This window comes from Cohnella thermotolerans DSM 17683, assembly GCF_000429825.1.
GTDB classification, from domain to species: Bacteria; Bacillota; Bacilli; order Paenibacillales; family Paenibacillaceae; genus Cohnella; species Cohnella thermotolerans.
Window position 1 is genome coordinate 1 of sequence record NZ_KE386960.1, and the last position, 22,532, is coordinate 22,532.

Below are 22,532 nucleotides of genomic sequence, written 5' to 3' on the forward strand. Positions count from 1 at the left end.
TTTTCTATGTTTTCCTTGCAGATAAATTCGACAAAAGTAGCTCAAATCCCTTGTGGAATAAGGATTTTTTGTTCGTTCAGCAAGCCCTAAGTACCTCCGAGCAGCATTTTCCATTCCTCTTGATCTCTCCAGACGTAAGGGTCCCGCCATTCCGTGATTCGAAGATCCCCATGGATGTCCACCGTCAAGATCGGATTGACGGCCGGCTTGCGCCAGGTTCGCAAATCGTTCCCTTTGGCGGTCCACTGCTGCGCTCCGGTCGTCGCATTCCGTTCGCCTTCGCCGATGCTCGTATAAAACAACGTTACCTCATCGCCGTTCACGACCGAACAGCCCGAATAACAATGGAGCTCCCCGAGTTCCCGTGAAGGGGCGAGTGCAACGGGCAAGCGCTTCCAATTCACCAGATCAAGACTTGTTGCGTGTCCCCAGTGTATGTCCCCCCATTCGGTCCCCGAGGGATTGTGCTGATAGAACAGATGATATTCTCCATCCCTTTGAAAAGGTCCGTTGGGGTCGTTCATCCAATTGCGCAGCGGCGTAAAGTGATACCTCGGTCTATAGCGGTCCATTTCCCTTCCTCCTTTGAAAACCCGCGAAGTTCAGCTTGTTCATACATACATGAATATTAAAGTCGGGGTCAAGCGCTGCCTCATGTTCTTGGATCCGGTGTTCAAGCTTGCGAGCACGTTCATCGCGACGAACTTAACCTCTGCGATGGTCGGTCCGGGATTGTTAACTGCTGCCATCATATATCGATCCAGCGCCTGCGTCAATTCGTCCGTCCGACTTACTTGAAACTAAAAAAACCGTCTCTCGTTTTTTCGAGAAACGGTTTTTTCGATGACAACGGATCATATATGATTTAGGAGACGGTTCGGCTTGCTGTCTGCAGCGGCAAGCTTTCGCTCAGACCAAGCGTCCGCGCCGTTGAAGTATGAATCTCGCGGATCAGCTCCGGGTTTTTCAACAAGGATACGCCATAAGAAGGAATCATTTCTTTGATTTTCGGCTCCCACGCTTTTAAATGTTGCGGGAAGCATCTTCTTATGACCTCAAGCATGACGGAAACGGCGGTAGAGGCGCCTGGAGAAGCGCCGAGCAATGCGGCGATCGAGCCGTCGGCGGCACTGATCACTTCCGTACCGAATTGAAGCGTTCCTTTGCCGGCAGCCGTATCTTTAATAATTTGCACGCGCTGGCCCGCTACCAGCAAGTCCCAATCCTCGCTCTTGGCGTTCGGAACAAATTTCCGCAATTCTTCCATGCGCTTTTCCTTCGATAACATCACTTGCTTGATCAAATATGTTGTCAACGAAGCGTTTTTTACGCCTGCGGCCAACATCGTTACGAGATTATGCGGTTTGACCGAAGTTAACAAATCAAGCATGGAACCGAATTTGAGAAACTTTGGCGAGAAGCCGGCAAACGGTCCGAACAACAGCGATTCTTTATTGTCGATAAACCGCGTATCCAGATGCGGAACAGACATTGGAGGAGCGCCGACCGAAGCTTTGCCGTATACTTTCGCATGGTGCTGCGCGACAATATCCGGGTTTTGACACACCATAAATAGCCCGCTTACCGGAAATCCTCCAATCCCTTTCCCTTCGGGAATGCCGGATTTCTGCAGCAAATGCAGGCTTCCTCCGCCGCCGCCGATAAAGACGAATTTGGCCTTATGGCGTTCGACGGTTCCGCTGTTGACGTTCCGCACTTTCAATTCCCACGAGCCGTCGCCGGCCCGTTTAATATCATCCACTTGATGATTGAATTTGAGATCGACGTTCTTGCTCTTTAAGTGGGCGAACAGCATACGCGTTAAAGCGCCAAAGTTGACGTCCGTTCCGGATTCGATTCTCGTTGCCGCTATAGGTTTATTCAATGTCCGGTCCTTCATCATGAGCGGAATCCATTCCCTCAGTTTTCCCGGGTCATCGGAAAATTCCATCCCTTGAAACAGGGGGTTGCCGGACAGCGCTTCGAAACGCTTCTTCAAAAATGCGACATCCCGTTCCCCTTGTACGAAACTCATATGAGGCACCGGCACGATAAAGTCCCGCGGATTCCGGATCAGATTGCTGTTTACAAGATAAGACCAAAACTGCCTTGACACCTGAAACTCTTCATTGACTTTGACAGCTTTGCTGATATCTATGGATCCGTCCGCTTTCTCGACGGTGTAGTTCAGTTCGCACAATGCGGAATGCCCCGTTCCCGCGTTATTCCATTCGTTAGAGCTTTCCTCTCCTGCGTTGGCGCGCCTCTCGAACACTGTAATTTCCCAGTCGGGCGCTAATTCCTTTAGCAATGACCCCAATGTTGCACTCATGATTCCGGCACCAATTAAGATAACGTCTGTTTTCGCTTGTCCGTTGCTCATTTTTACCGTCCTTACCCTAAGATTTGCAGAAAGGATGCAGGCCGCTCCTTCTTAGGCGCTGCAGCAAGCCAGGGCGCGACCTAGTCACACAACATTTCTGAATCAATTATAACATAGTGTATATCACGATATATTATTAATTTACTATATTCGCGATCATTTTCTTTTACTCTTCTACGAAAGGCATCCTTTCGACCCCATCCTCTATTCGAGCTCCACAATCTTCGTCGCTATGTTTTTGCAAAATTCACTGTCGTGTTCCACAAAAAGAAGGGTTGGCGAGTATTCGAGCAGCAGCTCTTCAATTTGCATGCGGGAGATCACATCGATAAAGTTAAGCGGTTCATCCCAAATATGCAAATGAGCTTTCTCGCAGAGGCTTTTGGCAATCAGCACTTTCTTCTTCTGGCCGCCGCTGAACGTTGAAATATCCTTCTCAAATTGGACTCTGGAAAAATCCAGCTTTCTTAAAATCGCTTTAAAAAGACTCTCGTCGATCCCGTGGCTTCGAGCGAAGTCCGTTAAATTGCCCTGCAAATGAGACGTATCCTGGGAGACATAGGATATTTTAAGCTGGCTTCCTATGCGGAAGGTGCCCGTATAGTCGATATTCTCGCCGCAGATGAGTTTGATGATGCTTGATTTACCCGAGCCGTTCCTCCCCAGCAGCGCAATCCGCTCTCCTTGCTCGATCGTGAAGCCGATATCCCGGCAAGCCGCCTTCTCGCCATAGAAGATCGAGACATTCTCCAGTTCGACAAGCCGGCTTTTATGATAAGTGAGCTGCGAGATCTTCAAACTTTCGGAGTTTTCGATATTTTTAAGAAGCTTGGACTTCTCTTCCAAGGCGGACTGCTGCCTCTGCTCCATGGATTTGGAGCGTTTCATCATTTTGGCGGCCTTGTGGCCGACATACCCTTTATCTACCTTGGAGCCGGAATTTCGGGTGCCGTTTTTCGTTTTCTCGACCTCGTGCGACCAGTCGCTCGTTCGCTTCGCGGCTTCCGACAAGCGTTTGATATCTTTTCTTAGCTTCTCGTTCTCCGCAAGCTCGAATTGATCCTGCCGCTGCTTATTTTCCCACCAATCGGAGAAATTGCCCTTCTGAATCTCAATGTTCGTCTTATTGATGGAGAGGATGTGGTCTACGCAGTTATCGAGAAAAGCTCTGTCGTGAGACACCAGGATAAACCCGCTTTTGGATTTCAGATAGTCGCTGACCAGTATCCTTGCCTTCATGTCCAGATGATTGGTGGGTTCATCGATCAACAGGAAGCTGTTCTCCTTAAGAAATAAGGCGGCCAGCAGCACTTTCGTCTGTTCACCGTTGGACAAAGAATCGAAGGGGCGATACAAGACGTCCTCCGATACCTTCAACAAGGAAAGTTCACGCATAAGCTCCCAGTGCTGATAATCCGGATAAATGTCGCTCACGACATCGAGGGTATTGTTTTCCTTGTCCCGGACATGGAAAGGGAAATATTCAAATTGCACGGTAGCGGATATTTTGCCGCTGTATTCGTATTTGCCGAGCAGCAAGTTGAGAAAGGTGGTCTTCCCTCTGCCGTTTCTTCCCGTAAATCCTAATTTCCAATCAGTATCGATTTGAAAACTTACGTTCTCGAATACGTTATCGTAACTGCCCTCATAGGCAAACGTCAGATTGGTCACGTTTATTAATGACATGAAGCGATCCTCCCGCTGGAAAAATATAAAAGCTACAAGAAAGTTACTTTCTTGTAGCTCAAATAAATTCAGCGCAACCGATCCAACCCGCTGCGGGAGTTAGACGAGGATCTGCTATTTGAGTGAAAAGAGGAAGTAACTTTCTTGCTAAACAACAATAAAACAGGCGAAAATCATTCGCTAAGCTTGTTTTATCATTAGCAAGAAAAATCCATCTTTTCAGCTCCAATCGTTAAGTTGTAAGTATAATACCATGCCCCTTGTTGAATTTCAACCTGCCTCTCTTCTCCCCGAGCTCGGACGAACAAGCCGTCTGCCCGTCCGAACCCGGCAAGCTCTAGCCGATAAACTCTTGTACCCACTCGTCGTTGTATTTCGCAATGCCGATCTGTGTGTAGCTGCCGTTCAGAATGTTGGCGCGATGACCCGGACTGTTCATCCATTGGCTCATCACTTCATCCGCACTCGTCTGGCCTTGGGCGATGTTCTCGCCCGCAACGTTGTAGGCGATCCCGTTGGCCTTCATGAGATCGAACGGAGAACCATAGGTCGGAGATTGATGAGAAAAGTATCGGTTGTCGGACATGTCCTTCGCTTTGATCATGGCGACGTTCGAGAGCTGCGCATTCAGGCTCAGGGGACTCAACCCTGCTTTCGATCGTTCTTGATTCACCAAGCCCAACACTTGCTGTGCGGCATCGGACGGATTGCCGGTTAGGCTGGAAGACGGGCCGGCGGTCTGCGGCGGGTTCGCGTTCGGCGCTGCCGACGGTTGCATCGGCGCCGCATCGCCAAGCAATCCGCCGATCAAACCCGCAGCACCGTCCGGCGCTTGCCGGATCTTGAGCGTCGGCTTGCCCGGCTTCGTCGTCGAGATCGAGGAAGCCTGTTTGGAGACCATTTGCTTCTCGTTCACGGCAGAATGATTCGAACAACCGGCAACCAACAGCAGTGCTGCCATAACGATCCATTTTTTGACCATATGATCTTCTCCAATCTTCAAAGCCACGGTTATGGCGGAAAGGGCCACACCCATGTAGAATTCCCCATATACGCAAAAAAACACGCCTTCAACGGCGTGTTCGCCATCGCGTTATTCTTGAAGATGGCGGGGATCGATTCCACGCCAGACGAAGCGCAAAATTTACTGCAGCTTGTCATCTAAATGCGGTTTGGTGAAAAACGGAGGATCGTGTGGTATTCTTATATTTGACAGCACTCATAAGCTACTAATCATGAATGAACATGGACGTCCTTTTCGCAACAAGGAGATGATGGATCATGGGGCTTCTTCATCATGACGTAACGGTGCTGAACTTTGATCATTTGTATATGCAACAACCCCAACTGGCCGACAGAGCCGACGAATGGATTGAACTGTCGAACATCCCATCCACGAATTTGTTCTGCACACAAGAAGCGCTGGCGGAAATCCGCCGCAGGTTGTCCGCCCGCAAGGCTAACGGCATCACCTATATCGGCAGCGGCAACTATCATTACGTCTCCTATGCCTTCCTCAGCGAGATCGATCGCCCGTTCAGCTTAGTCTTGTTTGACAATCACACCGATGCCAAACGATCAGACAATCTGCCGGGGCTGTTGACGTGCGGATCATGGGTAGCCGAAGCCCTGACGCGTCTTCCACAATTACAGCAAGTCGTTTGGGTGGGGGTTCACACGGGCTCCTTGCCCGATAACCCCAGCATCCGCTCCAAAATGGTATGGCTGCCGGATTTGGAACACCCCGAGCAATTGTTGTCTTCGCTTGTCGCCAACGATATTTATATTAGCATCGACAAGGATGTTCTGGATGAAGCGGATGCCGTGACCAATTGGGATCAAGGCAAGATGCGTCTGAAGCAGCTGATTATGGCGCTGCACTCGCTTGTCGAGAACAAAAACATTATCGGCATCGACGTCTGCGGCGAGCTAAGGGTTCCCCCAGCCGACGTATGGAGATATTCCGAAGGGATCCGCCTGAACGAGCAAGCGAACCTGGCTATACTGGAAGCTGTGCTGTAAATTAGGCTTTCTCTTCGGCTCCTTTTAGAAGCGCTGCATGGCTTTTGTGCACTGGGCAACAAAGTAAGCGGTCCGCCTGCGGACGATGGTCTTGACTTTCACACTATGGCCAGCAGCTCGCGGATATCCTGCTCGGTAAGCGCGGACAGCGCCTCCTCGCCGGGTTGGATCCCTTCCGCAATCAGGGACTTTTTCCTCCGATGAAGCTCGTTTACCCGCCTGGGCGAATGACAATTTCAACACCGGTCGGTTCAACCCGGAAAGGGCGCTTATACTCACTGAAAACAAGCTCGATTCCCGACAGGTCGTCCGGCAGCGCTGGCGAAACGACAAATTTATAGGAGAAGTGTTCTCTTGAGCCGCTTCCGCCGCGGTTCCAACAATTATATAAGTGATTGATAATATAAGTGTTTGATTATACAATGAACTTGCGCCGTCTGATTCCAAAGGGGGTGATAGGATGGTGGTCGCCGAAGCATCCATCGTCGAAATGGCGGAAACCCTGAAGCTGCTCTCCGACAAGACTCGATTAACGATTATCGCTTTGCTGAAGGAGCGCGAGATGTGCGTCTGCGATATTGTGGACATCCTGGAGACGACGCAGCCGAATATCAGCCAGCATCTGAAGAAGCTGAAGAACGGCGGAATCGTGAACGAAACCCGGCGCAGCCAATGGATTTACTATTCGTTAAACGTGAACGATAAGCCGTATTTAAACGACATCTTGAACCGTCTTCCCTCCATGAAAGAACGGATTGAGGCGCTGAAACCGAATAGCTGCTGTTAATTTGGAGGTCCTATGGTTGTACTTGCATCTGTTATTTTCCTCATCACCCTGATCTTTGTCATTTGGCAGCCGAAAGGACTGAACATCGGCTGGTCCGCTTGCGGTGGCGCGATCCTGGCGCTGGTTTGCGGCGTTGTCGATTTCCACGATGTATGGAACGTTACGCAGATCGTTTGGAATGCCACGATTGCGTTTGTAGCGGTGATTCTGATCTCCCTTATCCTGGATGAGATCGGTTTCTTCGAATGGGCCGCGCTTCATATGGCCCGTTCCGCCCGAGGCAACGGCAACCTCATGTTCGTCTACGTCGTTCTGCTGGGAGCCGCGGTTGCCTTCTTCTTCGCCAACGACGGTGCCGCTCTCATCCTGACGCCGATCGTCCTCGCCATGGTACGGGCTCTCCGATTTGACGAGCGGATGATTCTCCCCTTCGTTATGGCGAGCGGATTTATATCCGATACGGCATCGCTTCCGCTCGTCGTAAGCAATCTGGTCAATATCGTCTCGTCCGATTTCTTCGGGATCGGGTTCGCGGAATATGCGAGCCGAATGATCGTGCCGACGCTCTTCTCGGTCGCCGCCAGCTTGCTTGTCCTGTACCTGTTCTACCGCCCACGCATTCCGAATCGATACAATTTGGAGCATTTGAAGAAACCGGTCGACGCCATCAAGGATCGGCGCTTGTTCAAGATCTCATGGATTATCTTGGCTGTTCTCCTTATCGCTTATCTGACGAGCGAATGGATCGAGATTCCGGTCTCCATCATCGCCGGCGCAGCCGCGATCGTCTTCCTGCTTCTGGCGAGACAGAGCCGGGAGATCCGTACCTGGAAGCTCGTCAAAGGGGCGCCATGGGCTGTCGTCGTCTTCTCCATCGGGATGTATGTCGTTGTATATGGGCTTAGAAACGTGGGGCTGACGGATGAACTTGGACATGTCTTTAAGTGGGCAGGCGACCAAGGGCTGTTCGTTGCAACGGTCGGTTCCGGGTTCATTGCGGCGATCCTCTCCTCCATCATGAACAACATGCCCACAGTCATGATCAACGCCCTGGCCATCGACGGAACGAACCCAACAGGCATGATGCGGGAAGCATTCGTTTATGCGAACGTGATCGGCTCCGACTTAGGGCCAAAAATGACGCCGATCGGCTCGCTGGCCACCCTGCTATGGTTGCACGTTCTGTCCGGCAAGGGCGTTAAAATCTCCTGGGGAGCCTATTTCAAAACGGGAATCGTCCTTACCGTTCCCGTATTGCTCATCACCCTGTCCGGGCTCTATTTGTGGCTTAAAGCAGTCGGTTAAAATCAATCAAATTCTCATAAAAGGGGTCATTGAAAATGAGCGACAAACCGCTTGTCTATTTCTTGTGTACGGGCAATTCCTGCCGCAGCCAAATGGCAGACGGCTTTCTGAACGCGCTAGGAGGGGATAAATACGAGGTGAAAAGCGCAGGGCTCGAAGCGCACGGACTCCATCCTCGCGCCGTTCAAGTGATGAAGGAAGCCGGCGTTGACATTAGCGGCAACACTTCAGACGTCATCAATCCGGACATTTTGAACCGGGCAACGTATGTCATAACGCTTTGCGGACATGCGGACGAGCATTGCCCAGTCATCCAAAATCCTAACGTCATCAAATGGCACTGGGGCTTTGATGACCCGGCGAAGGCAACCGGCACCGAAGACGAGATCATGGCGCAATTCCGTAACGTACGGGACGCCATCAAAGCGCGAATCGAAGCGTTCGTTCAACAAGGGAAATAAGACAACAAGAAGTTCCTCCCGCGGCATGCGTAAGGAACTTCTTGTTCCTAATTTACCCCTACAACTTCGCTTTGTCTCTCCATAAACAGGACGTCTCGCCAGACGCCATTCCTTTTGCCGACCTTGACCCGCCGACCGACCTCGCGAAAGCCATGCTCATCATTGCGTATATCTCGTCCAGGACCGAAGCGTTTGTGCGACGTCGGATCCCTTTGCTATCATGTTATGAATATCTTCGTTGATCCGTTGCCGAGCATCGTTCCACTTCTTGTTCAAGTAGTATCCGTTAAGCTGCACGCGGTCGAGCTCCTCCAAGTAACGGGATACGATCCGTTGCTTCGTCAACCCCCTTTGTTCCGCTTGAGATCTCGTGATCGGCGGCATCCACGAATGGCATTTCAAGAGATACCAACCCCAATATACCCCCAACCGATCGGGAAGTCCGGTATGTTCCAACAAGCCCTATCCGATGCATTTAGCCATTTTTGACCCGGTAGCGGTTCCGATAGCCGAGCTCTTTGGAAATGAGATCCGCATACTTCTTCACGTAGTAGCTGTACCGCTCGACATTTTGCGGGGTGAATCGGAGCGTGGGACCGGCACAGTTCAAGGAGCCGATTACCGTATTCTCATAAGAGAAGATCGGGGCCCCGATGCCGGTCGTGCCGGCGGTAGCCTCCCCGGTGGTCATCGCATAGCCCTGCTCGCGGATCGTGACGATCTCCGCCTCAATGTATTCCCGCGACAGCGGCTTTAAGGAAGGAATGGAAGACCAGTCCACGTTGGACAATATTTTGTCTCTCGTTTTTTGGGGCAAATAAGCGAGGATGACGCGGTTGGAAGCGCCAATGAACAAAGGAAGCCTCAAGCCGATCGGTTCGGAAATTTTCAAAATTTGGGGAGAATCGATGCTGTCGATGTAGACGCCCTCCTCGTTCTCCCTCGTGGCCAAATAGACGGTTTCGTTCGTTTTCTGGCACAGCTCTTCCATGAACGGCCTCGAGACCGAACGGAGCATGAGGCTGTCCCACATGAGAAATCCGTACTTCATCACGGACAAACCGAGCTTGTACTTCTTGTTCTTGTTGTTCTGCGCCACGAAGCCGTGCCTCGATAACGAGACCAGAATTCGATGAACGCTTTGAACCGGCATATCCAGCTCTCTGCTGATTTCAGTGACGCTCATTTCCTTCTCGCTCCCTTGCGGGACGAGAATATCCAATATGCAGATGGCTTTCGAAATGACTCCGGACATGAGAGCTCACCCCACGGAAAAGTCACTTTTCATAACATAAATGTACCACAAAAATAACGGAACACAATTTGAATTTCTCGCATATTGGGAAAACGTTCAAAAGTTCTTCGATCGATCCCGAAAAACGAAAAGCCGGCATTGACGCGCCGGCTTCGTATGAATTAAAACGAGACAACCGTATAGATCCCCATCCCCAAGACGCCAAGCGAAACGAGGCTGCACCAATAAGTCCGGTGGGTGCTGCTGCGCCGGTTTTTCCACGCCAACCACAGCTGCCTTACCGCAAAATAAGTGCCGAACAGGTTAACGATCACGAGCGCCGGCAAAAGCAGCTGCAAGAGAGACGATCCGCTTCCCCCCATGCCGTGATGATGCATCTGCATTTGGGCAGCCGCCCCCATCAGCACCGGGGCCGCCAGCCAGTGAACGAGATGCAGAAGGATGATGCCCGTAAAGGATAGAACCGATAGAGCCGAATACTTCGTCTCTTTACCCAAATACCGGATCTTCCGCCACTTCACAGACTCACTCCTTTAGCTTTGGCAGCCGTTCGCTTTCATCGCGCTGCTGCAAGCGTGTTTCTTGGGCATCGGAGGAAGGTCGATCGCCGGGCTCCGGTTGAAGAAGCCGACCGGTTTGAGCATGAAGCCGATGTAGGCGGCGGGCATGACCGGCCAGTCCTCCGGACGCGGAACATGCGTATGCCCCATCGTATACCAGACGACGATGTCCGTATTTTTGACCGGCCGGTCCTGCTCGACCCACGCGGACAGCCCGTCGCCGCCGATATGCTGGTTCGGATAGTTGCCGGCGGCGTACATTTCGTTCTCGTTATACGGCGTCACCCACAAATGATGCCGAATAAACCCGGCACGCTTGATCAGACTCGAGTTGGGCGAGGCGAATGGAAAGCAGTTCTCCCCAGTCACGATTTTGTACCCGACCGATTGTCCGTAATCGTTCTTGACATTGTCGTTGACGATCTTCCAGTAACGGGCCGTCTCCAGCTTTATGTCCCGCACGGCTTGCCGCTCCGTCTCCAACAGCGTGGATTTCGCGTAAAATCCGTTGTCGCGCGGATTCTGTTCCCCCGGTTCCTCCGCTACTACGTTTACTTCGTAAACGGAGTTTTCATTCCCGTCAATTTGCATATCCATGCGCACGTTGAAAAAATGCTGATGGTTCGGCGCGTACAGATCCGGACCGATCATCGTGCCGTATTTCGGCGTCTCGCCCGGATGCAGGCCGGCCGTGGACAGAATGCCCGTCAACTTCACTTCGAACTGAATGCTGCCGTCCTGGTAGAAATACCAGAAGAAGCCGTATTCGTAATTGGCCACCGTCGAGATGGACGAGACGACCAACCGACGAGAACGTCTCACCTCGACATCATTGGTCCTCCAATCGGTATGCTTCCAGAGAATGCCGTAATCCTCTTCGTGCATGCATATGGCGTTCTTGATCGTCATGAGCTCGCCTTTGCTGTCGGTCATGATCCCGTCGAAATATTGGATGTAGCCGACGCAATCGCAGCCGAGCTCCAGGCTGTTGGCCAGTTGGCCGATCCCGTATTCCCCGCTGTCGAAGGCGTTCTTGCGGTTCTGAATCGGTCCCGGGTCTCCGTACGGAACGACCATCTCCGAGAGAGCCGCGCGGTAGAGGACGGGACGGTCGCGCCCCTGATCCCTGTACGTCACCGTATGAATCGTCAGCCCTTCCCTGGCGTTAAAGCCGATGCGGAACTTCCAGTTTTGCCATTCCACCTCGTGGCCGTTAATCGCGAAGCTCGGCCCTTCCGGCTGCGTAATTTCAATCGGCCTGATGCCGGTACGCAGCGGCCCGACGCGATCCGGCGTATAGTTCGCTTCCTGCATCGGGATCTTCGTATACTCGTACTCTTCCACCCGCAGCACTTCCATCTTGTTTAAATCCACGATCGGGACGAGCGGCAGCGGGCGCGCATACCCGTTGTCCTTCTCGTCGCTGCGGAGGAAGCAGAGCGGACGCGCGAGCCGAATCGTCGCATCCTCTTCCGCGCCCCAGTTGCCGGCCGACCATAGGTCGACCATGACGAGCTCCGGCGAATCGATGCCAAGCCGTTCGAGCGCATCAAGGAACAACGGGCTGGCCTTCACCGCCGCTTCGCATTCGACTTGCTCGTCCAGCATGATCATCGGCTGCACGCCGGGAATGTGCTTCCACGAGACGACTTGCATTCGGTTCAGCGAGACGACCGCTTCGTAGGTCGCATTGTCCTTGCTGTTAAGCACGATGAGAAACGCTTCCCGCTCGAAGGGCTTCGTCCCGTCGAAAGCAAGCACCACCTCCTTTTTCGGCTCCTTCAGCATGACGGATACGAAGCGGTCGTTCCCGCCCAGCCGTCTCTGCTTCTTTACCACGCTTACCGCCGCCAAAATCTCCTCTTTGCTCAGCGGCTCCAAGGGGTGGTTGCCAAGCTCAACCGTCAATTGCGCCATTTCGTTTCCCTCATTTCGGTAAGTTTTTGAATGTCAACTTATGTGACAATCATATTCAGGAAAACGGCAGCTCAAAAGTTCGCTATCCCGAATAGCGGGAAGCGAGGCATTTTTTTGTCGTTCATCCCACTATTCGGGATGCCCATGGCGCTCCGTACCGCGAACGGAACACCATTTTCACAAAATCTTCATTTTTTCTCGAATAGTGAGATGAGGCCGTTTGGCAACGCGGACTTCCCAGTAATAATCGTGTTAAAGAACATGACATTAAATTGGGAGGAATGCTTATGCGGTTTCGTCGTAAGAAATGGCTCGTCTTCATTACATCCTTCTTCCTCTTTTGTTTCGCGGCTTTTCCCCTTTCCGCTTTCGCGGAAGGGGAGAACGCTGCGGTCGATACGGGGGACACCACCTGGCTCCTGGTTTCGTCCGCACTGGTCATGTTTATGTTCATGCCGGGTTTGGCGTTGTTCTACGGCGGGCTGGTCGGTCAACGGAACATTCTGTCGACGGTCATGTACAGCTTAAGCTCCTTCGTCGTCGTGACGCTGGTATGGATGCTGTGGGGATATAGCTTTGCCTTCGGTCCCGGTGTAGGGGGAATCTTCGGCGGCTTCGATTTTCTCGGCTTCCAGCACGTCGGGCCCGAAGCGAAGGACGGCCTTACGATTCCGCATCTCATCTTTGCCATCTATCAGGGGCTGTTCGCCGCCATCACGACGGCGATCATCTCCGGCGGCGTCGTGGAGCGAATCCGCTTCTCGGTCTGGATCGTGTTCTCGATTCTCTGGGTAACGATCGTTTACGCTCCGATGGCCTTCTGGACGTGGGGCGGCGGTTGGCTGTCCAAGCTCGGAGGCCTGGACTTTGCGGGAGGCACGGTCGTCCATATTTTGTCCGGCGTCAGCGCGCTCACAGCCGCCCTCGTGGTCGGAAAGCGCCGCTCCTTCCCTCATAAGACGCTTCCGCCGCACAACCTCGTCTTCTTCCTCATCGGCGCCATGTTCCTGTGGTTCGGATGGTTCGGCTTCAATGCCGGCAGTGCGCTCGCTTCCGGCGGACTCGCCTCCGTAGCGTTCGCCACGACGCAAATTGCGGGTTCTGCGGGCGGCCTCGTATGGATCTTCATCGAATGGGCGCTCCGCAAGAAACCGACGCTTGTCGGAGGGGCCACCGGCGGCATCGCCGGCCTTGTCGCCATCACGCCGGCGGCGGGCTACGTCTCCGTTCTGTCCTCCGTCGCCATCGGCGGCCTGGCCAGCGTCGTCTGCTACTGGGCGCTGAACGTGCTGAAGGCGAAGCTGCAATACGACGACACCTTGGACGTGTTCGGCGTTCACGGGATCGGGGGGATATGGGGAGCGATCGCGACCGGCATCTTCGCCAGCAAGGAAGTGAATCCCGCCGGTGCGAACGGCCTCCTGTACGGCAATCCCGGGCAAGTCGCCACACAAGCGATCGACGTTCTTGTCGCCGTTCTTCTCGCCGCGATCGGCACCTTCGTCATTCTCAAGGTCATCAGCCTGTTCGCTCCGCTGCGGGTTACCGAAGAACAAGAGATGTCCGGGCTGGATATCAGCCTGCACGGCGAGAATGCCTACAACACGTTCGAAGGCATGAACAGCGAGATGGCGCCCGCGCCTCAGAGCCCCTTCGCCGCAACCGGCGCCATGGCCGTCCATGCCGGGATGAAGGGAGTCTGACCCGATGAAGCTGCTGACGATCATTATCCGTCCGGAGAAGCTGAGCAGCGTAACGGCGGCGCTCCACGAGATCGGCATCAACGGCATGACGATCAGCGACGTACGCGGTCAGGGTACGCAAAAAGGCGTCCGGACGATCTACCGGGGCGTGGAATATCAAACGGATTTTATTATGAAAAACAAAATCGAAACGGCCGTCAGCGACGACAGATACGAGCAAGCGATCGAGGCGGTCATGGACGCCGCCCGGACCGGAGAAGTGGGCGACGGCAAAATTTTTGTGACCGACGTGGTGGACGCCGTCCGGATCCGCACCGGCGAGCGCGGCGACAGCGTGTTGTGACTTAGACCCATAAAAAAGACGCCCGTGTGCGGGCATCGCCGGACTGCCGGGTGATTCGCCCGGCACAAAGGTTCTCGGGTTTGCAAGCCATCAAAAAAAGACCGTTCTCCTCTCGATCAGCAACGGTCTTCCTTCATTCCGTTTTCTGGCCTGTTCCTTCAAATACGCGCCATTGCACCCTTCTCGGCTTCCAACCGTTCCTCGCATCGAGGCGAGGAACGGTGTCTGCCGCATCGCCGGCGATCGCCATGTGTTACGATGCCGCAAAGGCTTCTTTTCTCGGATAGCTGAGGAACACCGGATGCTTCGTTGCTTGTCCCCCCCAGGAAGTGATTGATCAATTACTAACTTGAAATCAATGTATCATGGCGTTATTGATTAGTCAATCACCATTCTTAAACTTCTCATATGTCCTTCAATTCGGGCATGTCCAGCGCTACCGAAACGTTGCACAGCATCCCTCTCGCGAGGAAGAGCATTGTCCGTTCCTCGGCATTCGGAATACCAGCCGCGCGGAAGGCGTCCAGTACGATCCGGCGGACTTCCCCGAATCCTTGGCGCATCGCTTCCCGGATCGAATCTTCCCGAATCGTCTGAGCCTGCATCTGAAGCAGAATTTCATTCTGGTGGGAGGCCAGAATCTCTTCGTAAGCCTGGATCAGGCCGCTCTCCAGCTGTTCCGGCGACGCCGACGCCACGACCTTGCGGAAGGAATCGTTCACCCGCGTCCAGGATACTTCCAATGCCGTCAAAAGCAGCGCTTCTTTGGTTGGGAAAAAGCGGAATATATACGGCTGGGAAATCTTGGCCCGTTCCGCAACTTGCGCCGTCGTAGCCCGGAAATAGCCGATCTCCGCAAATACCTCGATCGCCGCCGATATGATGTCCAATTTCCGATTCACCGAGACCGACTCGATTTTTGCCATCGGATAGCGCCCCTTTCATACGTTAGTGATTCATCAATTGTAAAGGAAAAAGAATGACGAAGCAATTCGGCGGCATGCCCGGCAACGGAAACATTCGGTGATAAGGACAGGGAAGCTCCGAATATAATGGGCACAAAAACGTTAAGCGGGTGGATCGCATGGCGATCGTTAAAAATTCGTTCGTCGAAGGCTTCGTCCCGGAACATAATCACGGGTCCGTCGATTACACGTCCGTATCGCACGGCCACGTCCATCAGTGCCTCGATGTCACGTCCCCCCCCGATTCCGACGCCGGACGGAGGGCATATTCACTACACGGAAGGCTATGTTCTGTTTGAAAATGGGCATCAGCACGCTTACAAAGCCTTCTCCGGTCCGGCGATTCCCATCGGCAACGGCATGCACGTTCATTACTACGATTTCTACACAACGACGGACGACGGGCACAATCACCGGGTGCAAGGGGTGGATATGCCGGCCCCCGGGACCCGATAACGAGCGGCATGAATCATGAACGACAAGAAGAGCGACCTTCTCCGGGGAGAGAGATCGCTCTTTCGTTCATCCGCTCAAAATAATGGCTTGATGAGGGAATACCCGACAATGATAAACAACAGAATGGTAATATGGTTCAGCGAGAAAACAAACATCGTTTTCGCCCAGCCGTTCGATGGGTTGCGGCGGTAGCTGACGATGCTCAGAATGAACCAGCCCAGGCTGAGAACGGCGGCCGTAACGGCAATAAACGGACTAAAGCTCCAGAACAGAAAGCTGGATACGAACAACGCCGCTAGGTACACGTTCGTCTGCAAATACGTTCTGCGGATCCCCTTCACCACAGGCAGCATCGGAACGTTCGCCTTCCGATAATCCTCCACCCGGCGAATCGCGATCGCATAGAAATGCGGCATTTGCCAGAGGAGCATCAAGATGAACAATGCAGCAATGCCGGGGTGCGTCATATCGGATGAGATGGCCGCCCACCCGATCAGCGGGGGCGTCGCTCCCGACAGGCTTCCGACTTCCGTATTGAAGACCGTCCGGCGCTTGGTCCACATCGTATAAGGAACGACGTAGAGGAACAAGCCGAGAAAGCCGAAAAAGGCGGCCAGCGGCGAAGCCCAGTACAGAGCGGCCAACCCGGCAATCGCCATCCCGAACCCGATGGCCAGCCCTTTCCTTACGCTCACCTGCCCGGTTACGGTCGGCCGTTTCTTCGTACGTTCCATCATGACGTCGATATCCCGGTCGTACACGTTATTGAACGCCCCGGCCGATCCGATGACCAGCGTCGCACCGATCAAAGCCAGAACAATGCTTCCGATCTTGTCGAAGAACGGGATATGATGAACAAGCAGTGCCATGCTGAGACCCGCAAACATCGCGATCAGATTCGATTTGACAATGCCGATCTTGATCGTGTCGAACAACATCTTCGAGAACGAAACGGACGACAAGTCATAGCCCGTCTCGAGTCGATTTTGATTTATCGTGCTCATGAATCCAACAAGCCTCCCCTTCCGCTATCTACTCTCTATCCTACCAAAAAGGGGCGGCTTTTTTACGTTTCGGCGAAAACAATCATCATTCTGTCAAAATCCTGTGGCAAATTCTTTGAAATTGCACGGCACTGTTCCCTGGACGTCGCCTCACCGCTTGTTTATCTTTATATGGCTAGTATGCTCGTTCACAATTTCTACAATTCGTCTGAACGCTTCCTCCACCGTTCCGACCTTGACAAGGGTGACGCGGTCATCCGCATCCGTCATGATCCTTGGCGTATTGTGCGGCTTCATCGGCCGGTTCCGGCTTTGATAGAAAATAAAAAGAGGTTCGGGCTTATCCGTCCGAGCCTCTTTTTATTGCATCGTTCGATACGGCCACTGCCGAGCCAGGCGCCTTGCATCAGCCAGATCAGGACGATAACGCGGCGATTGCACCATCTGACGGAATCAAAACCAGCTTGTCCAAATAGCCGAAATGAGATCCGTGTCGTTGTCCCCATTTAATCCATTCATGATAACCAATATTAGGTCCGGTTCATGCAGGCATTTCAAGCGAAGAATAGCTGCGAGCCCATCCGATCCGGGAAGGATCTGGCAATAGCTCGAACAAAACGTTCTGCCGGAGATACCGAACGAACAGAGGAAAGGAGCAGATGATTCCCTTCTGCTCCTTCCGTTTGTACGCAGCAGCTCGCTTGGGCCGCCGCCTTGGCCAACGCTGGCATGAAGGCGACTTCTCCGCAGTGCATCAGCAAAGAGACGACCATAATGCCGTTAACGATCATTTGAGAACGAACTTCATCTGTTGTTCTCCTTATCGACGCCCGGAAACGGACGTGCCTCTCGACATTCCGGATGCGTTCCGGGTTTCGGAAGCTTTCTGCAGAATATAAGCCAAATCCTTGACTAACGTATCCGATTTCGCGCGAAGCCCGGAGCGGGAAGACAGCGCAAGATTGACGCGGTCGATGGCCTTAATGGCTTTTGGATCGGTGACGGTCAGCAAGACGACTTGGTCAGCGCTGTGCTCGTTAAACGACTCGATGCCGCGTCTGCTGCCGGCCGTCGTTCCTGCTCCCGAAGCGCGTGCGGTCCGATTCCCTTGCAGCCGGCTCTTCCCGTTCGCCCCGGCTCCGTCCGAAGATCCGACAATTCGCATCCAGTTCCCCAGTTGAAGAATATGGGAATTGGAATTCAGGCTGGACGTTCCCGCCGTTCCGCGTGTGGGATCCGCATGGCGGGAAGTGATGCTGTAGGAACCGGAGGTGCGGCTTCCGGTCGTTCCGGCAGCGCCGAACGTACGGGACATGCCGCCGTTCGTTCCCACTCCCATCCGGGTTAAGCCGGTGGCATCGGAACGGTAAGCGGAGCTTTGGTGTATGACATACCCGCGATTCGCGTTCTTCGTCTTCACACCGTAATTGTTGCCGGAGCAACCGGTGAACAGGACGGCCGACACCCCCAAGACGCATGCAAGCTTTAACGGCACCAATTTCAAGGACGATACCTCCCGTCTAGTTGTGGCCATCGGCAGGCCCATCTTTATTGTTCTCTTCAAGGTGGGAACTAGCCGAGTAAACTGCTGCAAATGACGGGGGCCCTTCGGGTTAGCGCCGTTCTTTTTCCAGCGGACAAGCCGTATCCGGTCGGATTATAGGATATGAAGAAGATGAGGCTCGTACGACAAGGAGGGAGCAAGAGGAAATCGTCCGAACAAGGCGGTTAACAGGTTCGCCAAATTCGAAGCCGGAATATTGTAAAGGGAAGTTCGTCCCCAGCCGCTTATGTAAAACAACCGGAGCGAGAGCGCCCCGGTTGTCTCGGTCATATGCGATCGATTAGATGAACGTTCCGGCAGCCAGGATAATGACCAGCAAAATGAACAGAACCAGAACGAATGCAGTTACTCCGCCGAAGCCCCCACACGAACCGGCAACAGGAAAACCCATTTGTATCACCACCTGATCTTGATGTTGTGTGATTCGTCATCACCCTTCTAACATATGGCATAGGGACTTGATCTGACTGTACAAACACACAGATCCGCTCACGTTCCGCTCCTGTCTAGATGGGCCGGCCCTCTTCACGGAAAAGGATGCGGATGCGGGTTGAGCTCCTTCGGATCGAGCGGACCGTTCGCGTATCCGAGTTCGGCGGGAATTCGCAGCACCCGCTCCAGCCCGGTCAGGCGGACGAACGCATGCCCGAACGTCATCGGCAGCATGCCCGGTATGAATACTTTCACGCAGTGCAGTCCGTTCCGTGCCGCCTCGGGCGAAGTTTGATCGACGACGATGACGTCCAATCCGAGCCGGCGAAATGTCTCGATCGCCTCCTTCAAGTCTTCGGTCAGATCCGGATGCGGGACCGTGCGCTTGAACGATTCTCCGAACGTGCGCATCGGACGGTCCGAATCGAGAAGGAACCGCAGCCGCTCCTCCGCTTCCGGCAAGCCGTAGAGCAGCGCATGATGCTCCATCTCCGTCACGAGCGACGGATCGTGGAGCATAGCCCGCAGCTTTTCCCGATTCGACTCGAACCTCATCTGCAGCCCTTCCGCCATGGCGGACAGCTCGTGAAGGGCGCTCTTGGCCGCGCTTGCCGGATGAGGATGCGCCGCTGCAGCGCAGAGAAGGTTCATCCTCCCCGGCCTTACGGTTTTAGCCAGCGCCAGAACGCATGGAATTCCGTTTTCCGTCGTCATGTTGTAAAGCTGCGCCTCGTAGCCGGCAACCGCCCGAAGCCTTTCGATCATGAGCGTCAATTCCGCATCGTTCGCGGAAGCGGGGTCCAGGCGGGGTACGGGCAGCCGAGCGTACCAGGTCAGCAGGAACGCGTCGCGCTCGACCACTTCCAGCATCCCGTACAAGATGGCTTCCTCCGGACATCCGCCCAAAGCGCAGCCGTTGGAGCCCTCCTGTACGAAAGCGTCCCCGTAGTTTGTGCCATAATAGGCGAGCTGCTGCGGAACGAGAATCGGCCGCTCCCGCAGGAAGGAATATCCCCAGACCCAGTCGATCGGAGCATCGGGATCGTACGGCTCGAACGGGAAGCCGGGACTGTCGTACGCTTCATGCGCATGCAGCCCTGTCCGGGCGGGATCGAGCGCCGCATCGGCAAGCTCGTTGTAGCTGCCGAAGACGAAGGTTCGCTTGCCCAACGGCGCCTGGCCGCAGCGCCGTTCCACGCCTTCCAGAATGGCGGCCGCCTCGCTCGCCGCGAAGGAAAGGGTTCTCCCTCCCGCCACTTCGCTTCCCCAGACGAAAGACGGCAGGTGGACGCTGACGGAAGCGAACGGCGAAGCCAAATCGCGGTACCGTTCGTTGATCAGGCCGGTTCGTTCGTCGTAATAATGCTTCCGCAACGTATCCGTCCAGCCGTCGATCGGACGAAGCCGGTAACGATGCCGATGAGCTTTGGGCCTCGGCTGCAAAACGATGCGGGCCTTCTCCGCCGTGTCCTCGGGACGCTCGCCGCAGATCGGACACATCGGGTCCGGCAAAATGAAATGAAGCGAGCTGCTCAGCGTATCCAACCGGATGTTGTACATATGTTCGGCCGTGCGGGGGTCTCTGGCTTGCAGCGTCTTTTCGATCTCCACCGCCGCCAATCGGGCGACGTGCCATAGCGCGAGCCGGGAGAGGACGCCTTGCCCCCGGCTCCGTTCGGGCCGCGGTTCCTTCGGCCCGAAAGAGAACTTCGCCGTAAACCGCCGGGTATCGGCGCACAGCGAGCACCCGGGTTCGTTCGGGCGGACCAGCGGACCGATCCAGGCTTCTTCGGCGGACAGAAGGATGCGAATCCAAGGAATGCCCGCCTGCCGCATCCATTGTTCAACCGCCGAATGATCGTAGGATCCGTCGTCCTCCGCCGCTACGACGGCCAGATCCGCTCCCGGCAGCTCCATGCCCCCGATGTCGGTTCGGCGAACGATCGCACAGCGATCCGCCAACGCGTCCCGCATCATGTCCGCCACCGGATTCGCTCCGGCAATGACCACGCACGGCTTCACGGCTCCTCCACCCCTTGCAGCATGGTGACGACCACCCGGATTGGCCGCTTATCGCCCCACAACGCCAGCGGCCATTCGAAGACGCCAAGACGCATCCGGTTGCACTCCAGCGCGGATACAGCGGACCCGAGAAGCTCGGCAAGGGACGCCTCCTCCAATTCGTAAAAATCGATCGGAGGCGCACCAAGCGTACGCTCGTTCGCGCCGAGCTGCCCATGCAGCAGCGCTCGAAGCAGCGCTTGGCGCATGGCTAGCGTCGCATTCAAGCCCGTGCCGACGAACCGGTCGCCGCCGCAGACGACCTGCGCGACAGGGAAGCCGAACAGCTCCTTCTCCGCCGTTGCGATCGTCGCGCTTTCTCGCATCGCAAGGAGCGCCCGCCAGTAATATGCGGAGCGCAAATCCAGGAGCGGCAGTGCCGGCGCTTGGCCTGGCCGGGGGATGCCCTCGGCGACCTTGCGTTCAAGCTCGCCGTTCAAAGCTTTCTGCAACCCGCGGCATATGGCCTCGACATAGGTTTCTCCGGCTCCAATCCCGACGATCGCGTCCGGCGGCCATTCGGCGAGCCGATCCGACATTCGCGCAGCGTAAGCTTCGATGCCGGCCAGCCCCGCGTCCCTTCGCGCCTCCGAGTGGGTGAACGCGGGGCAGACCATGTCCGGAAGCAGCCTGGCCGGTCCTTCCGATCGCGGGTCGACCGGCTGAACTCGGCACAACGCGAGAGGCAGCTGCTTTAAATCGCCTTCCTCCCAGATGTGAAAAATGCCCGTCACCGCCGAAGTCAGCTCTTCGAAGCGGGCAAGCAGCCGCAGCGGGTCGAGTGCGGGCGGGTTCGCCTCCAGCATCGGCTGCAGGGGATCGATCCGTTCGATCCCCGGGAAGCCGCTCGCCGGAAGGTGCGGCCGAACCGGATGGATGCCGCCTATGCAGGATGCCAGGTCCAGAACAAACAACGCGTGGCGCAGCATCGGTTGTTCCGTTCCCCCGATCGCCTTCGCCAATTCCAGAGCGATCGCATTCGCAAGCAGCGAGGCCTCGTCGACGGTAAGCCGATGCGGCAGCCGTTCGCTCCCGAGCGCGCTCTCATGCACTTGACGCCAAGCCGATTCCCAGCCGCCCTCGGTTCCGGGCTCGATCAACGGTCCGGCCAAACCCGCGGTTCCCGCGACGATCGCCGGCAGCAGCGTTTTGTTCTCGTGCCGGCATGCCGCTTCGAGTGTCCGCAGCGCCTCGGCATCCCCGGAGCGGGACACATAAACAATCGCTTCATACGGGCGTACGGTTTCCCGCCAACGTTCAATATCTTCCCTGCGCACCCGGATGTCCTCCCAATCAAACGCGAAGCCCATTCTCCGGGCTTCCTGCGCCAATCGGCCCAATCGCGTTCGGTCCGTCGGTTCCATACCGTCGATCGCCAAGCGGCAATTCGCAAAACCGGCTTGCAGCAGGGACTCTCCCAACGCAATCAACAAAGGTCCCGACCCGATCGCAAGGACTGCGGAATCGCTCCAAGCGCCGGCCGACGTTCGTTCCGGCGACGGCTTCGCCCGCGACCGTTCGCCGTTTGTCTCCAGCCGCATCTCCACTTCGTTATCCACGCCTTTTCTATTCAAGTCATGGATTACGTTATGTGTATTCGCCCATTTTGGTGAGATGGATCCCCGCCT

19 protein-coding genes and 1 pseudogene are annotated in these 22,532 nt (G+C 54.9%); 7 read left to right on the forward strand and 13 right to left on the reverse strand.

The window, feature by feature from the left end:
• Positions 1–86: 86 nt before the first annotated feature.
• From G485_RS29535 to G485_RS0121310, 4 genes are all read right to left on the reverse strand, one after another.
• A complete protein-coding gene (locus G485_RS29535) occupies positions 87–572 on the reverse strand; it encodes a glycoside hydrolase family 32 protein (protein WP_084423438.1) in 486 nt (161 codons plus the stop codon).
• 293 nt (positions 573–865) lie between these two features.
• A complete protein-coding gene (locus G485_RS0121300) occupies positions 866–2,419 on the reverse strand; it encodes a malate:quinone oxidoreductase (protein ID WP_276203373.1) in 1,554 nt (517 codons plus the stop codon).
• A 168-nt stretch (positions 2,420–2,587) separates the two neighbouring features.
• Positions 2,588–4,069, reverse strand: a complete 1,482-nt coding sequence (locus G485_RS0121305) for an Lsa family ABC-F type ribosomal protection protein (protein WP_027094198.1) — start codon at positions 4,067–4,069, stop codon at positions 2,588–2,590.
• Positions 4,070–4,406: 337 nt separating this feature from the next.
• Positions 4,407–5,105, reverse strand: coding sequence for a CAP domain-containing protein (locus G485_RS0121310; RefSeq protein ID WP_084423439.1), 699 nt, complete (start codon positions 5,103–5,105; stop codon positions 4,407–4,409).
• Positions 5,106–5,350: 245 nt separating this feature from the next.
• Between G485_RS0121310 and G485_RS0121320 the strand changes: the two genes are divergently transcribed.
• The 4 genes from G485_RS0121320 (at position 5,351) to arsC (ending at position 8,644) form a co-directional block, all read left to right on the forward strand.
• The gene (locus tag G485_RS0121320; protein WP_027094201.1) at positions 5,351–6,091 is read left to right on the forward strand and encodes an arginase family protein; all 741 of its coding nucleotides are present in this window, start codon (positions 5,351–5,353) and stop codon (positions 6,089–6,091) included.
• A gap of 460 nt (positions 6,092–6,551) precedes the next feature.
• A complete protein-coding gene (locus G485_RS0121325; RefSeq protein ID WP_027094202.1) occupies positions 6,552–6,878 on the forward strand; it encodes an ArsR/SmtB family transcription factor in 327 nt (108 codons plus the stop codon).
• A gap of 12 nt (positions 6,879–6,890) precedes the next feature.
• The gene (locus tag G485_RS0121330; RefSeq protein WP_027094203.1) at positions 6,891–8,183 is read left to right on the forward strand and encodes an arsenic transporter; all 1,293 of its coding nucleotides are present in this window, start codon (positions 6,891–6,893) and stop codon (positions 8,181–8,183) included.
• A 35-nt stretch (positions 8,184–8,218) separates the two neighbouring features.
• Positions 8,219–8,644 (forward strand): arsenate reductase (thioredoxin), encoded by a 426-nt coding sequence (arsC, locus tag G485_RS0121335; protein ID WP_027094204.1) that lies wholly within the window; start codon positions 8,219–8,221, stop codon positions 8,642–8,644.
• Positions 8,645–9,119: 475 nt separating this feature from the next.
• Here the strand turns inward: arsC and G485_RS0121345 are convergent, their stop codons facing one another.
• The 3 genes from G485_RS0121345 to G485_RS0121355 all read right to left on the reverse strand — a co-directional run bounded on the left by G485_RS0121345 (position 9,120) and on the right by G485_RS0121355 (position 12,376).
• The gene (locus tag G485_RS0121345; RefSeq protein ID WP_027094206.1) at positions 9,120–9,899 is read right to left on the reverse strand and encodes an IclR family transcriptional regulator; all 780 of its coding nucleotides are present in this window, start codon (positions 9,897–9,899) and stop codon (positions 9,120–9,122) included.
• A 161-nt stretch (positions 9,900–10,060) separates the two neighbouring features.
• Positions 10,061–10,420, reverse strand: coding sequence for a hypothetical protein (locus G485_RS0121350; protein WP_027094207.1), 360 nt, complete (start codon positions 10,418–10,420; stop codon positions 10,061–10,063).
• A gap of 12 nt (positions 10,421–10,432) precedes the next feature.
• Positions 10,433–12,376, reverse strand: a complete 1,944-nt coding sequence (locus tag G485_RS0121355; RefSeq protein ID WP_027094208.1) for a primary-amine oxidase — start codon at positions 12,374–12,376, stop codon at positions 10,433–10,435.
• Between the two features lie 281 nt (positions 12,377–12,657).
• Here G485_RS0121355 and G485_RS27665 point away from each other — a divergent pair, with 281 nt between their 5' ends.
• Positions 12,658–14,079, forward strand: a complete 1,422-nt coding sequence (locus G485_RS27665) for an ammonium transporter (RefSeq protein ID WP_156922537.1) — start codon at positions 12,658–12,660, stop codon at positions 14,077–14,079.
• A gap of 4 nt (positions 14,080–14,083) precedes the next feature.
• Entirely contained in the window at positions 14,084–14,422 is a 339-nt protein-coding gene (locus G485_RS0121365) for a P-II family nitrogen regulator (RefSeq protein ID WP_027094209.1), read from the forward strand.
• 404 nt (positions 14,423–14,826) lie between these two features.
• On the opposite strand, the gene G485_RS0121370 is transcribed toward G485_RS0121365, so the two are convergent.
• Positions 14,827–15,348, reverse strand: a complete 522-nt coding sequence (locus G485_RS0121370; protein ID WP_027094210.1) for a TetR/AcrR family transcriptional regulator — start codon at positions 15,346–15,348, stop codon at positions 14,827–14,829.
• A 158-nt stretch (positions 15,349–15,506) separates the two neighbouring features.
• Between G485_RS0121370 and G485_RS27670 the strand changes: the two are divergent.
• Positions 15,507–15,843, forward strand: a pseudogene (locus G485_RS27670) (YmaF family protein).
• A 74-nt stretch (positions 15,844–15,917) separates the two neighbouring features.
• Here the strand turns inward: G485_RS27670 and cyoE are convergent.
• The 5 genes from cyoE to G485_RS27675 form a co-directional block, all read right to left on the reverse strand.
• The gene (cyoE, locus tag G485_RS0121380; protein ID WP_027094211.1) at positions 15,918–16,847 is read right to left on the reverse strand and encodes a heme o synthase; all 930 of its coding nucleotides are present in this window, start codon (positions 16,845–16,847) and stop codon (positions 15,918–15,920) included.
• Positions 16,848–17,667: 820 nt separating this feature from the next.
• Entirely contained in the window at positions 17,668–18,351 is a 684-nt protein-coding gene (locus tag G485_RS0121395; RefSeq protein ID WP_027094213.1) for a hypothetical protein, read from the reverse strand.
• 340 nt (positions 18,352–18,691) lie between these two features.
• On the reverse strand, positions 18,692–18,802 hold the full coding sequence (locus G485_RS31110; RefSeq protein WP_240489235.1) for a sporulation protein YjcZ: 111 nt from the start codon (positions 18,800–18,802) through the stop codon (positions 18,692–18,694).
• Between the two features lie 134 nt (positions 18,803–18,936).
• Positions 18,937–20,865, reverse strand: a complete 1,929-nt coding sequence (locus tag G485_RS0121405; RefSeq protein ID WP_205620179.1) for a TOMM precursor leader peptide-binding protein — start codon at positions 20,863–20,865, stop codon at positions 18,937–18,939.
• Positions 20,862–22,463, reverse strand: coding sequence for a bacteriocin maturation protein (locus G485_RS27675; protein ID WP_156922538.1), 1,602 nt, complete (start codon positions 22,461–22,463; stop codon positions 20,862–20,864). Before G485_RS27675 ends, G485_RS0121405 begins: the two co-directional genes overlap by 4 nt.
• Positions 22,464–22,532 lie beyond the last annotated feature (69 nt).